Origin of the sequence: Candidatus Synchoanobacter obligatus, assembly GCF_024259865.1 — a bacterium.
Lineage (GTDB): Bacteria > Pseudomonadota > Gammaproteobacteria > Comchoanobacterales > Comchoanobacteraceae > Synchoanobacter > Synchoanobacter obligatus.
The window spans coordinates 433,682-447,782 of the sequence record NZ_JAKUDN010000002.1 but is presented as its reverse complement, the minus strand read 5'-3'; the positions used below and the strand labels follow the sequence as shown (position 1 = coordinate 447,782).

Here is a 14,101-nt window from a genome sequence, read left to right as displayed (position 1 = left end):
ATGTAATAAATTGTACATGAAATGCTTAGATACATTATCCACATACTGCTACTGACATTCTATTATGCCTCTGCTAACTTTTCAATAAGCGGTGCACCCAAGCATATACAAAACAATGTGGAAAAACGCCTACAGTATAAAATGCGTCAGCTTAACAACCTCAGCATCACTGAGCAACTCACTGACCAAATAGAGCATGAAGTCACTGAAGCCACCAAGCCATTTGGGTACTTTCGTCCAAGCACCTCTGTTACTACGGATGAGACTGGGGATATTAGTATCAAAATTGACCTTAATAGTCAGGCTTACTTTCACCAAATATCCACACTTTACCCAACTGAAACAGCAGATGCTAGTCTCAAGCTACAAATTCAACATACTGTTGCTAACTACCGCTTCACCCCTTTCACCTTAAATGATTTAAATACGCTAACCAATCATATAAAAGCCACCGCAGTAACTAATGGCTACACCAGTGCGCTGGTCAGCCGAGAGCACGCCTCATATGATCCAATTACCAATCAGGTCAACATCACATTTCGCATCACTCCTAACAAAATCAATACGTATGGAAAGATCATCACCGAAAACATGGCCCATGCCAAATGCTTAAAACGCTACCACAACATTCAAGAAGGCGAAAAATTCAATGATGGTAAGCGACGGGAATTTCAAAAGAATATGTTAAACTCGGGGTTGTTTCGATATGCAAATATTTCAACAGTTTCCCGGAAATTTCAGCCAGACATTAAGGACATTATTGTTGAATATCTGTATAACAAACCTGTTCAACTGTTCTTTGGTGTTGGAATAGAATCCAACTTAGATAATGATAAGTTCTCCCCTAATGCGCAACTGAATATCAGGTTAAACAACCTTGGCGGCTGTGGCATTTACTTAAATAGCCTAATTAAGTCTTCTAGCAACAACAGCCAAATAGCCAGTGAACTTATCATCCCATCTCCCAGTGGCCCCAATGACTTTAGCAGTATTGGATTCAACTTTAATAGCGACCTTACAAAAGATGAGGACAATAGTAAACTTTGGCAGGTATCCGCGATGATGCAGCGACAATTGTTTGCACTTGAGCACCAATTATCTGGCAATATCACTATTGAAGAATCCACACTGAACGATAATAGAACTTATATAACACAATTGGCATATCCTGAATACAACATTAATGGCCGGCTCAATAAAAAATCTTACTTTATCCAATTGCAATCTTCCTTTAAAGGTGGTTTAGAATCATTAGGGTCTGACCTAAACTTTTTTCAAGGCTTCTTAGATTTTAACTCACAATTTAATTTTAAACGCCTGATATTAAGAAGCCAACTCTCGGTTGGAAAGATATGGACATCTTCCTTTAGTCTCTACCCATTATCGATGCAATACACCCTTGGCGGCCCAGACTCCAATAGAGGCATGGAACGCCACCAAATCGATGAAGGCAATAGTTTGATCTTAAACCGCAACAGCATCCAAGTGCAAACATTGAAAAGCCTGTATGTTGGTTTATTTCTTGATGCTGGCTCATGCATTAATGATGAAAATGCGACACACAACTCATTTCACCCCTCTAATGGTCTTTTATTCTCATATATTACTGGCCTAGGAAATTTCGAGCTCTCCATTGGCCGAGAAGCTGATAGCCAAACATGGATCTTCCATATTAGCGCCGAACCTGGAGAAGACTTATTATGACCTCTCAGATCAGCCGAATAATACTTTCTACCATCTCGATACTTGTTATATCGGTACTGGTGATACTATCTCCATGGGGAACCAAAGCCTCATGTTATATACTAGGGTATTTTTATGAACTGGATATAACAGGTGTCTCGGGCAGCCTGTGGTCTAACCAAATTCATATATTAACAATTAAAACCCAGGACACCAAGCCAGTCCTCATCGAAAATATTCACATCCGTCACCCTCTAACAGCCAATAAAAGTCACATACAGATAGGAAAGCTCTCTTTACAAAACCTCAACTTTAGCTCCAGGAAAGACGATAGCAGTCTACCAACCTTACCCAGAAGCCTTCAAATCGATCAAGTGAGCATTGATATCGCAACAGGTATCTCACCGATCACCATTCAACACCTTAAGCTCTTGCAACAAAATAGCCTCTATACGCTCAACCTACAGGCTCATAACCAGCACATTGGGCTACAATATGAGCCCATGAACCCAGCATATAAGCTCACCATAACGCTAAATGATATCGCAACCAATTTGTTCATTCGAAATACCGGTAATGACTACCAGATTTCATCGATGGCTGATTCTCACATCAAAAACATTGAAGCCTCCTACAACCCCACTAGCGCACTATTAAGCGCTTCCATTAAGCATATTGGAACAGAGATTCTGGACTTTGACATATCGGCAAACCTGAGCACACCTGCAGTCTCAGCAGACATTCGCAGCATTTACCTATCGACCTATCAAGGGCCTTTTCAACTCAGTGGTAAACTTAACTCTGAACAACAACAATATAATATTGAAGCCAAGTATATTGATTCGACGTTAAAGTCTCGAACGATATCGGAAGGAAACACCATCATCTCAGCAAGCCTAGACAACTTGGAAAAAATTTCTCCTCACTTAAAAGGCAATAGTGATATCAATCTTCAGATTCAGGATGGACAGTATAAACTTTATGCCTACGCACCTGAACTGACATTGCCCATTATGAAGCTCACTGATCTGCAGCTGTCCTATGACAGCCACGCTAAAGACTGGCTTTATGTGTCCGCCACACAGCTAAGAAATCCTTTGCTGGCCATTGATAATCCCAGCTTAAAGATACAACAAAACGGTACCACGCATAATGTAACTGGTCTGGGTCTACAAAATGACATACCGCAGCAACTCTTGCTGAATATCAACAATCGTTCAGGGCAATGGGAAGTCATGACCAATAAATTCTTAATTGGCCAGAATCGGAACCAACAATGGTCTTTATCACAAAAGGCTCCTGCCATATTTAATAAAAAACATCTCCAAGTTCCTAGCCTCACTCTATCAAAAAGTTCTGAGGAATCTATGACATTATCAGGAGAATATAACTTCTTAGATCACTCCTGGGTGATCAACAGTAAGGTCAATAATTTAACATTGAGACTCAATAGTCAAAATATTGTTGACTCTGATACTGAGATTATCTTGAATCATAGCGTTGTTAATGGAGAAAGCCACCACTACTATAAGAACAATGAACTGAAAATCTTAGGGGACTATCAGATTTCTGATATTGATGCATTGCTACTCAATATCGTACCAAACTTAACAAATATTTACTTCCCACTTGATTACCACATCAAGGCGAGTCATTTGGTGTGGCATGACGGTGAGATCCAAGGACTTCTTAACTCTCCCCAAGGACAAATCACGCTGTCGAGCAATGGATCAGACACTTTTTTAACCAGTAAATCAACAACATTTGAACATGAAGACAATAAGATACAATGCGCCTTCAGCATTCTAAATAGCCCTACAAAAACTACCGGGGAAGTTGATGTCTTTGACCTTCAACTTTCGTTTGACCCAGTATCGGCATATCAAGTATTACCAAGAGACATACACATGTCTGGCGGAATGATGTCAGAGAATCCTACCGCGTATCAAGAAGTAGAATTATTACTCAGAATGAATGCCACGCCTGCAAACATATTAGGGTTTAGCGGCAATATTTCAGGAAACCTGCATTATATGCAACCTAGAAATGGCGATGAAGTCATCACTGGCAAACTGTCTCTTAAAGAACCGATGGTTCATATTTTGACGCGACAAATTAAACTTGATGAACTCTCTGCCTCCTTTAACCAATCAAGTTGGCTGGATGGTATTATTCACCTAAGCCTACAGAAAAACATCAGCAGCTACACTGAGTCAGCACAGTCAGGCAGTACCAAAATAATCATTAACGTCGATGGGCCCGTTAAATTACCCTCCTTTAATATAAACACTGACCCTGGTGACCAAAATAAAGCTGCTGCACTGACCCAGCTATTCTTAACCAGTCCTCACATCGATTCAAAAAAGCCTTATTACCGTTTGGTTGAGATCATCTCTGGCCTAGAGAAAAATGCCACCATTCTCACAATACTTCAAGCACTTAATAATTTAAATTTAGCGGGTATTCGGCTTGAGCCAAACTTAGACAGTAGCCGCTCTTTGTCTGCCAATTTGCAAAACCCAACATTCAATGTATCCAAACAGCTATATGATAAAATATGGGTATCAGTCCACCCTAACCTTGGGAAGAAAAATAGCTTTACCTCACGTCTTTCATTTCAGGTAAGCCCTAAGTTTTCTCTTGGCGCCCAATACACCTCACAAGAATACTTTGCACTCAATTTATTCTTCGACAATTAATAATTGTAAAAAATTTCTGTCAAAATAAAAAATGCCGCTAATATAACTCAATTGTTATTGTTATGGAGACAGGAAATGGAAAACTTTGAGCAAAAAACCAATGCGGTGAAAGCCGATGAAATATGTAAAACACTAATTAAACAACAGCCAATCGATATATTAATTGTTGATGATGAAGCCATCATCCGTACAGGACTTAGCAAGATCCTTGCAGAGCAACAATTAATGCATGTCATTGGTGAAGCCAGCAGTGGCGAAGAATCTGAGGAAATGATAACCAGTTTAAAACCTCATGTGGTTTTAATGGATATCTCAATGCCTGGGCAAGGCGGCATTGAAACAACCCGACGTATTCTAGCAAAGAATCCTAACATTAAAGTGTTGGCGTTGTCAGTCCATTGTGATGAGCACTATCCATCACAAATCTTATCTGCAGGAGCACAAGGTTATATCACCAAAGGTGTGAGCGCACAAGAAATGATTGAAGCCATCACACAAGTCAGCCAAGGCAACCAGTATATTTGTCATTCAGTCTCTCAAAAGATTAAAGATAAACACCTATTGGGCCGTGAAAGAATATTTGATTGTTTGTCACCTGAAGAACTCAAAGTCTCTTATCAATTGGTCTTTGGGGGAAATCTAGCCAGTATCTCACAGAAGTTGAACCTAACAGAAGATACAGTGACACAACACAGACTATCAATTTTCGAAAAACTCAACATAGAGAGCGATGTAGCACTATTACATCTAGCCATCAGAAGCGGTCTGCTGGACAAAGATGATAAGTTCCTAAATTAGGACTGGAAGCTATTGATGCTGTTAGTAATTTCCTCAATGGCAGCATCACGGTCTTGCCAACCTTGGAGCTTTACCCATTTCGTACTATCAAGATCTTTATAATGCTTGAAGAAATGCTCAATCTTATCTTTAAGCATTGAGTCAACGTCACCAATTGACTGAATATACGCGTACTGCTTCGCCACACCATCAACTGGAACAGCCAGGATCTTATTATCCAAACCCGCTTCATCTTCCATAACAAGCATGCCTACAGGTCGTACAGAAATGATAGCTCCAGGGATGATATCATACGGACTGATAACCAATACATCACATGGGTCACCGTCATCACTCAGTGTTGATGGAATATAACCATAATTACATGGGTAGACCATTGATGTTTGTAAAAACCGATCTACCTGCAAACGCCCACTGTCTTTACACACTTCATATTTTACCGGACCTTGCGCAGGTGATATCTCGATGATAACATCGACTTCTTGAGGTGCATTTTTCCCCGGGGTGAGCATTTGATCTGACATACCTTTATTCCCATTATAACTGCATCAAGTATATATTAATCATATAAATTTACAAGTTAACTTTCTCTTGATTTATCACCATATAGACGTTATAACAATAAAAACCACCGAGAGAATCCATGCCATCCTTCGACGCTGTATCTGAAATAAACCACCATGAAGTCACCAATGCTGTTGACCAAGCAAACCGTGAAGTTAGTAATCGTTTTGATTTAAAAGACAGCAACGCAAAAGTTACCCATGATAAAGAATGCATCACCATCAATGCCAATGAATCTTTTCATGTTGACCAAGTTGAGAAAGTACTGCAAACACGACTTGTCGCTCGTGGCATTGACCTGGCTGTACTCTCTGACGGTGACGCAACATCATCCTTAGGAAGTGCCCAAAAGGTCTACAAGCTAACTGAAGGTATTGATACACCCACAGGTAAAAAGATCAACAAAATGATCAAAGATGCCAAAATTAAAGCCCAAAGTAGCATTATGGATAGCAAAGTTAGAGTCACCGCCAAAAAGATTGATGACTTGAGAACCATTATGGACATGCTTAAAGAAGAGTCTTTTGATATGCCTTTACAATTTAATAACTTTAGAGATTAATGACACACGAAAAGTGGATGCTACTAGCCATTGAGCAAGCAAAACTCGCCGAAGAATCTGGTGAAGTACCCATCGGGGCCATTATCATCCAAAACGATCAATTAATTGCCACAGGTTTTAATCGAACCATCCAAAACAATGATCCATCTGCCCATGCTGAAATATGTTGCATTCGAAATGCAGGGCAGAAAATGGGGAACCATCGCCTATTAAACACAACACTATATATCACCCTAGAGCCCTGTATCATGTGCTATGGTGCCATTATCCAAGCCAGAATAACACATGTCGTATTTGGTGCATCTGATCCGAAAAATGGCATTATTTCTCAAAATAAATTGGCCGAATTTTCATTTAACCACCAGCCTAAAGTGGTTGCAAACATCTGTCAAGACATTTGCAAAAGGCAACTCAAAACTTTTTTTAACCAACGACGCTAACGAAAACCTAGCCACTGGCCAGATACCTTTTTGAAATATCTTGTAATCCTTTTGAAAGGACTTCGTTTACTTCTTCTCTAAAGAGAATACTCTCCCCATCACTCTCAACCCGCAGCAAATGAAAGTTCTTCACGCTCATAACATGGCCCTGTCTTTTAATATAAGCACGCAGTAAATACCCAAATCCTAACTGAATGAGTCGTAAACTACCGCATAGATTTTCCGCAATAGAACACTAGTGCACACATAATGACATGATCGTCTCACCATAAAAAAACCAATGGATTTCTTGCAACATGACTGGCCCAAAAACTTTCTGTTACAAACGGAATTTATTGCCTTCATATAGGTCGGTATTCGCTATGCCTAGGCTATTTACAATGATATTGGTGGGGACTTATGAAACAATAAAGCGCCCTACCGCAACGGATCAAAAATCCTTTATTCATAAAATAGCAGGCATAAGGCAGATTTTGCAAAGAAACTGAACAACTGGCCAGTGTCTGTCGACTATTCCGTTGATAGCAGCGTATCTGATTCTTTGATGTTTGTACGTATCCTACAGTATCGCCACTCAGCACACGACCCCACGCATGCAAGCGCTCTTAACTAAAGAGATTTCCTAATATTACTGGCTGCTACGGCATAGACTCAGCTGATTGACACGAGCCCAAAGTCGCCAGCGGTGGATTAGAAAACATTTCTTGATTTTGCACCAGGAAAGTCCCTGGGAGTTGATAAACCCCAACCCCGTCAGACATCAAACTCAAAAGACCCTTTCTTTGCTGTATCATCCGCTGATAACTGCGCCATACTTTTTTCGAAGTCATGGAGAACCTTGCTAAGAATTGGGGGTCTAGATGGTTACCGATGATACCGAAAGCCCATTCCCCCCTGTAGAGATCATTTTCTCTTGACGCCTAAGATATTAAAATCCTATTATAGCCAATACACATCTTATTAAAAATATTAACAATTACAAAAGCATCTCGCTTCATTTTTCACATTATCATTATTTACTAATGGCTACGCTTCTATAATCTTTATTAACCGACGCTTCCCAACCTGCAAGACATGCTCACCGGTCAAACCAGGTAACACATCAATGACCTGAGCATCTAGCCTGACCGCCCCCTGTTTTATCATACGATTGCCTTCAGAGGAAGATGCCACCAAACCTACGTCTCTTAATAAGACTCCCAATGGCATAGCCAATTGTTCTTGGGATAAACGAACAGAGGCAATATCATCAGGAACCCCGCCTTTGGTAAACTGCTGTATAAAGGCTTCCTGAGCCTGGTCTGCTAAAGACGCATCATGGAACCTAGTCACCAATAAATGCGCCAACTGGCGCTTAAGATCTCTAGGATTCACACCAGCATTCACCGTGTCCTTTAACCCCTGGGTCTCATGAATAGACTTTCCTGATATCAAATCATAATACCGCCACATCAAGGCATCGGAAATTGACATCACTTTTCCATACATATCGATAGGACTATCATTCAGTGCGATATAGTTGCCATAGCTTTTTGACATCTTTTTCACCCCATCCAAACCTTCCAATAAGGGTACCGTCAAGATCGCTTGTGGCTTCATCCCATGAGCTTTCTGAATTTCACGCCCCATCAACAAATTAAAAGTCTGGTCTGTCCCACCTAACTCAATATCTGCTTCAATCGCATAGGAATCATAACCTTGTAATAGCGGATATAAAAACTCATGAATACTAATAGGTTGATTGTCTTTATAACGTTTTGCAAAGTCATCCCTTTCAAGCATTCTTGCAACTGTTTGAGATGATGCCAGCTTGACCAAATCCATACTAGTCAGCTTTCCCAACCAATCATTATTAAAACATACCGTTGTTTTTTCAGGATCAAGGATCTTAAAGACTTGCTCGGTATAAGTCTTAGCATGGGCTTGAACTTGTTCTTCTGTTAAAGGTGGCCTTGTTGCGTTACGACCAGAAGGATCCCCGATCATGGCCGTATAATCACCAACAATGAAAATAACTTCGTGGCCATGAGCTTGAAATTGACGAAGTTTCTCAATCAGCACCGTGTGACCAAAATGCAAATCCTGAGCTGTAGGATCAAAGCCCGCCTTTACCTTTAAAGGACGCGCTTCTGCCAATAATTTTTCAAGCTCACCCTCTGGTAAGTTTGACTCTGTACCTAATAGTAACTGCTCAAGACTACTCGATGACATTCACAGCCTCCTCTTCTTCTGTCTGTTCCAATGGGAACCATGTTTTACATGCCTTGATTATCTGAGTAAAATACGGCACTGTCAACGAAAAGTCCGCCATAGCCTGTGCGATTGGGTCATCTAACTTTTCTTCTTCACCAAAGTTTAGAAACTTGACTCGACTAAAGTCTAGTTGGTCAGTCATTTGGAACTTCAACTGAGCATGGTACTGAACCATCAGTTGCGATACTGTCATCCCTTGAGACAAATGTCCTAGTATAGCAGACTCATCAAGCCCCGTTACCCTTGCCTTAGCATTCACATCATTCGGGTTAATCAATGTATACTCTGACTCAATATCTATACCTTCAGGGGGCTCTGTTACCCAGTTTTTCAGCACATGACTTATGGCTGTTCTTTGTTCAATATAATGCGTTAAAGGCAAGCTACCAACCGTTTGTCTAAGTAGGTCAATGACCACATCTTTCACAGAAGCTGACGTACTATCTACCATCAATAATTTGTTATCATGATCAACAATAACCTGTACCTTCTTACTGACCACAAAGGCTTTCGGCAATAAATCTAAAGTCACTTCATCCTTCATAACACGACGTTGTTTATTGGTTGGTGGGTAACCTTGCATCGCTTCTTGCTCAGCCAACTTCTCAGCAACAACATCTTTAACCACATTCGCAGGCAAAAGTTTTTGATCGATTCGAACAGCCAACCATAAATAAGAACCGCTTTCTACACACAGAGGATGACCTTCTCCCAAAGGACTCACCCAACCTAAAGATCTGCTTTGCGTTGCATGTGGTTTGTAGGCTTGCTTTTGAGACAGAGCCTCTTCTAACGCCTCTCCTTCCAATAAAAGATTGCTTCTCATATCAAACCATGAAACTTGCTTTAACCACATAGAATAACTCCTTAATCTGCTTCCTTTAACATTAGCGCTATCACTCCCAAAAATCCAGTACTTTCACAACCTGGATTTGGGATAAAAAGAACTTAACCTTCTGTCACTGTGACGCGCATTGACGTCATCTGTGAATTTGGAAAAAAGTGTTTTCCCGATTCATTCGATAAAATGGTATACCGCAAGTCTATACTTAGGATCTTGCCCGTAATACCACCAACTTCAATCATATCTCCAGGGGCAAACGGCCGATGTAACAGCAGCAATACACCTGAAAGGACATTACCAATCAAATCCTTTAATGCAAAACTTAATGCAAACCCTGAAAGACCAATACTGGCAATTAATGGAGCCGTATCAACACCCCAGGTTCCCAGTAATGACATTAATGTTAAGATCCATAAAACCACCGATGCTATCTTGCCCAGCAAACCCACAACACTCGCTTGCTGATCAGAAAAGTTAGCGTGTATACCACGGACAACAACACCAATCAGCCGCTTTAAAATACCATAGAATACAATAATCACTAGTGACAAACTCACTCTATTGGTATCCACGTACTCAACCATCCACATCATCGATGCCAACCTATCATCCATATTTTCTCCAAGGTTTTGTTGATTAAGCTCAATATAACATATCCAGAACCATGGATCTACTCAGTGTTCTAAAGGCTGACTTCATCGAATTGATCGGCAGCTCAATACTTCTTTTAGGGGACATTTTTACAGACAAATACAGCGATTTTCTTATAGATTGACGCTCAGATGGGTCTTCTATAAAGTCACCATATGCATTTGAATGACTTCCAATCTGAGTAAAAAACTCAAACAAGCACTCATTTTCCGCAACCATTGACTTAAAATATAATACCTTTGATGCCGCATATCCTGATTCTAAATACCCCAAGCCACTCACAAAATATAAGGCCCCTTTTTTAAACTTTACTCCTCCACCACTTGAGCCTCCATACAACACAAGTAGACACCAAAAAAAAATATTGGCTCGGTAACATAAATACACTGCGTTTTTAAGCCTCGCCAAACGAATACTTTTGGCACCAATGACATAGGGTTTCATGGTAAATGGTCGGAATAAAAGAACCAGGCTCCAAGGAAAGGATTTATGTTCAATATCTGGATATAAAAATATTGCTTGTTGGTACATCACATTCACCAGTAACGTTTGGTGTATTAAAAAATACCAATCAACCACTGAGTCCCACTGATAAATCATCAGAAATGATAAAAACAACAAATAACATACCTCAACGCCTTCAAAAACCATGACTTAAAGCCTCTTCCATATGCTCCTGTGGCCCTCTATACAGATAAGCGTTTTGATAACATGCATTAGCACTTACCAACAAGCGATAGCTAGGGAATATTGGCGCCACACTCGCAAGACCAGCGCCTATACGATGAAATGATACCTCTAAACTGCCATCATGATTCTTGTACATTTTCGCCATTGCACAATAAACCTTACCTGCCATGGTCGCTGTATGTAAAAATGTCATGACAACCATCATCCGATAAAACGGCATAAAGTAGTGATGATGGCTTAATTTTGTGAATATTTGGTATGCAACATAAGAAGTGCCATTGTCTCGCAATACAACCAAAGCAGGTTGGTGACCGTCAAAATATACCCAGATATTTGATAATATTAGTGAGAAAAAAACCATATTTGACAGCACATGCATCAGATCTTGCAGATAGTAAACATCCCCCACACCAACAACAACACCAAAAAGACAGATAATAGATTTACCTGAATGACCTGTTTGAAAAGAGGTCATGGCTCCCACCAATGAACGGTAACTGGGGTATATGGACACCTCGCTCACAGCCGGGCCACCCGAATGGTAAAATGATTCCCTTAAGCCTTGATGACGACTCTTACTCATTTTCTCTATAACACAAAAAACCTTGCCCAACATGGTTGCTGTATACAAAAATGTTGTGACGACAACTATCCGATAACAAGCCATGACATGATGATGACTCACCTCAGTTAATAGTCGATAGAGAACATAAGAGACCCCATTGTATTTAAATACCTCCAATGCCTTTTTGTTATTATCAAGATATACCGAAACGTTCAATAGCAGCAACAGACTAAAAGCATAGTTAGACACTGTATGCATAACCTCTTGCAGATAACCAACATCCCCCACAAGAACCACAATAGCGAGAAAAAAAATAACAACATTTTCAGTTACATAATTATTCAAAAAACCACTCATAACCGTATCCCTTATCTTAATTTTGTGCGCCATATCTACAGCCGCACCCAGCCCGCAACATCATCCTCTAACTGAGTCAGGCTTTTAGCTCCTTTTAAGGCTTCAAACAATGCACTTTCTTGCTCTGACCATTGCTCCTGTGCGACAAACCCCTCTGACCGCGCCCAACCTTGCTGACAAACCCAAGTTGGCGTATAGCTGCCTGAAAGCTTCGAACTCAATAGCACCGCCTTTTTCAAAGGCTCAAATTCTGGCATGTTTATATACCAACCCTCAAATTGATCACCCAAAAAGGTCTGTACCTTTTCTCGACACCAAGCTAAAGACAGATCAATATTCTCATTGAAGTGTTCACACTTTTGTACATCCAAAATAAACCGAAGCTGTGCCAATGCATAACGCACATAGGATTGCTCTTTTTTGCCTTCCATCTCATACAATGCCGAACTTAAGCAAAGCAATATGGGATCAACATCCGTGATATTCTGTGTGACCCACCCATTCACCTGTTCGTAAGATAAATAGTGCTTCCCTTTAAGCACCTCAGTCACCACTCGATCAGAGGCTGTTTCTAAATGTGATATGCCCCCTGGAGAGATTACTTCATAATCTGCTGGTAGATATACCGCTTCACTAAAAGGTGTATGAGACAAAATATATTGATGATACAAACCATCCAGTACTTTAGCATTATTCGTTGGATGGAACCCCACCCCTGCAGCCTTTAAGGGTTTCAATAACTGAACCCCTGGTAAAAACTTTTGCAGAGACAAAAAAGATGTTGCTGTCACTAGAGTCACAAAAATTGTATCTTTTTTGTGATTATATGATGCCTTGTAACCCTTCCCTATTTTTGACATTAAATACTTACTTTTAGCCCAGAGGGTATCTACAGCACGTTCCATCTATATTCTCAGTTATAACTTCGAGCAATTTAACACAGATTTCTTTTTGGCTCTAGTGAATTTTAACATGCCTTAAGAGGCATCTTCCCCATCTTTAACTCCAAGAGCCTCTAACCGTTCTTTTAACGGTGGATGCGTTGAAAACCACTCGTGGACATTCAAAAAGTTTCTGATCCCAGATTTCCTAGGTGAATAAATATATGCCAAGCTTCGCACACTTTCATTGGGGGTTTGCTCATACGCCTCCTGAACGTCCTTTTCATGCATTGTATGCCCTTGATGAATTTTTCTTAAAGCACTGGCCAATCCCAAATTATTTCTTGTTAAAGCCACACAACCTGCATCTGCTAAGAACTCCCGCTTTCGACTCACATACATGACCATAAAAGCCGTCAAAATTGGCAATAATATTCGTATGACCATAATCACAATCACCAATAAACCACTCGCATCATTTCGCCGCCCACGTCTTGGTTTTGAATAAAGCACACTCCTAAAGATAATATCAATCATCATTACCAAGACACTGGCCAACACAGACACCAGTGTCATCACCCGGGTATCTTGATGTCGTATATGGCTGATTTCATGCGCAATAACTGCTTGCAGCTCTTCTCGATTTAATGCTTCCAACAATGGCCGTGTTACCGCAAGTACGGCATTTTTTTCATGCCAACCTGATGCAAATGCATTCATATATCCCACTGGCATGATATAAATGGCCGGCATATACCGTAGCCCCGCCGCAATCTTCATTTCTTCTACAATATTGTATAACTGCTTTGCACGAAGGTCCTCACTATCCTCGGTGACCCGAACAGCCTTAGTCCCAGCTAATGATAACTTTCCACCAAAAAAAACCGCCGTCAATACAATCATTAATGATACCAGCAAAAATATCATAACAATCCACCGGCTTTGTGGTGTCAACAGGATCGTCCACCATGATTGTGTGGTATATGGCTGAAATAAAATCGCAACAAAGGCGCCCAACAAGAAATACAAAACAAAAAAAGACAATAATATCATTACTGTCTTTCTTTTATTGACGGTAAGTTGATGACGCCAGTTCATGATATAAACCTCTGAT

Annotated in this window: 15 protein-coding genes; 5 read left to right on the top strand and 10 right to left on the bottom strand. The window is 40.4% G+C overall.

From position 1 onward, the window contains the following. Window positions 1-21: 21 nt before the first annotated feature. From MKS91_RS03975 to MKS91_RS03965, 3 genes are all read left to right on the top strand, one after another. Entirely contained in the window at window positions 22-1,704 is a 1,683-nt protein-coding gene (locus MKS91_RS03975; protein WP_258569550.1) for a POTRA domain-containing protein, read from the top strand. Then, window positions 1,701-4,382, top strand: coding sequence for a translocation/assembly module TamB (locus tag MKS91_RS03970; protein ID WP_258569549.1), 2,682 nt, complete (start codon window positions 1,701-1,703; stop codon window positions 4,380-4,382). The genes MKS91_RS03975 and MKS91_RS03970 overlap by 4 nt, the downstream gene beginning before the upstream one ends. Window positions 4,383-4,457: 75 nt before the next feature. Continuing rightward, complete coding sequence (locus MKS91_RS03965) at window positions 4,458-5,180, top strand: response regulator (protein ID WP_258569548.1); 723 nt, start codon at window positions 4,458-4,460, stop codon at window positions 5,178-5,180. Here the strand turns inward: MKS91_RS03965 and ppa are convergent. Beyond that, window positions 5,177-5,704: an inorganic diphosphatase gene (gene ppa / locus MKS91_RS03960; RefSeq protein WP_258569547.1), complete on the bottom strand. Its 528-nt coding sequence runs from the start codon at window positions 5,702-5,704 to the stop codon at window positions 5,177-5,179. The two genes, MKS91_RS03965 and ppa, sit on opposite strands and share 4 nt — an antisense overlap. A gap of 119 nt (window positions 5,705-5,823) precedes the next feature. Between ppa and MKS91_RS03955 the strand changes: the two genes are divergently transcribed. After that, on the top strand, window positions 5,824-6,306 hold the full coding sequence (locus MKS91_RS03955; protein WP_258569546.1) for a YajQ family cyclic di-GMP-binding protein: 483 nt from the start codon (window positions 5,824-5,826) through the stop codon (window positions 6,304-6,306). Continuing rightward, window positions 6,306-6,746 carry a tRNA adenosine(34) deaminase TadA gene (gene tadA / locus MKS91_RS03950; protein WP_258569545.1) on the top strand — a complete coding sequence of 147 codons (441 nt, stop codon included), beginning with the start codon at window positions 6,306-6,308 and terminating at the stop codon, window positions 6,744-6,746. The genes MKS91_RS03955 and tadA overlap by 1 nt, the downstream gene beginning before the upstream one ends. Before the next feature lie 7 nt (window positions 6,747-6,753). Here tadA and MKS91_RS03945 read toward each other — a convergent pair whose 3' ends face one another. The 9 genes from MKS91_RS03945 to htpX all read right to left on the bottom strand — a co-directional run bounded on the left by MKS91_RS03945 (window position 6,754) and on the right by htpX (window position 14,085). Then, entirely contained in the window at window positions 6,754-6,885 is a 132-nt protein-coding gene (locus tag MKS91_RS03945) for a hypothetical protein (RefSeq protein ID WP_258569544.1), read from the bottom strand. Between the two features lie 499 nt (window positions 6,886-7,384). Beyond that, the gene (locus MKS91_RS03940; protein ID WP_258569543.1) at window positions 7,385-7,576 is read right to left on the bottom strand and encodes a hypothetical protein; all 192 of its coding nucleotides are present in this window, start codon (window positions 7,574-7,576) and stop codon (window positions 7,385-7,387) included. 196 nt (window positions 7,577-7,772) lie between these two features. After that, entirely contained in the window at window positions 7,773-8,957 is a 1,185-nt protein-coding gene (gene tyrS, locus MKS91_RS03935; protein ID WP_258569542.1) for a tyrosine--tRNA ligase, read from the bottom strand. Further along, window positions 8,944-9,855, bottom strand: a complete 912-nt coding sequence (locus MKS91_RS03930) for a recombination-associated protein RdgC (protein WP_258569541.1) — start codon at window positions 9,853-9,855, stop codon at window positions 8,944-8,946. The genes tyrS and MKS91_RS03930 overlap by 14 nt, the downstream gene beginning before the upstream one ends. Before the next feature lie 92 nt (window positions 9,856-9,947). Beyond that, window positions 9,948-10,457 carry a mechanosensitive ion channel family protein gene (locus tag MKS91_RS03925; RefSeq protein WP_258569540.1) on the bottom strand — a complete coding sequence of 170 codons (510 nt, stop codon included), beginning with the start codon at window positions 10,455-10,457 and terminating at the stop codon, window positions 9,948-9,950. 28 nt (window positions 10,458-10,485) lie between these two features. Beyond that, a complete protein-coding gene (locus tag MKS91_RS03920) occupies window positions 10,486-11,094 on the bottom strand; it encodes a hypothetical protein (RefSeq protein WP_258569539.1) in 609 nt (202 codons plus the stop codon). Window positions 11,095-11,134: 40 nt separating this feature from the next. Continuing rightward, window positions 11,135-12,106: a hypothetical protein gene (locus MKS91_RS03915; RefSeq protein ID WP_258569538.1), complete on the bottom strand. Its 972-nt coding sequence runs from the start codon at window positions 12,104-12,106 to the stop codon at window positions 11,135-11,137. A gap of 35 nt (window positions 12,107-12,141) precedes the next feature. Beyond that, window positions 12,142-13,011 (bottom strand): hypothetical protein, encoded by an 870-nt coding sequence (locus tag MKS91_RS03910; RefSeq protein WP_258569537.1) that lies wholly within the window; start codon window positions 13,009-13,011, stop codon window positions 12,142-12,144. Window positions 13,012-13,083: 72 nt separating this feature from the next. Beyond that, window positions 13,084-14,085: a zinc metalloprotease HtpX gene (htpX, locus tag MKS91_RS03905; RefSeq protein ID WP_258569536.1), complete on the bottom strand. Its 1,002-nt coding sequence runs from the start codon at window positions 14,083-14,085 to the stop codon at window positions 13,084-13,086. Window positions 14,086-14,101 lie beyond the last annotated feature (16 nt).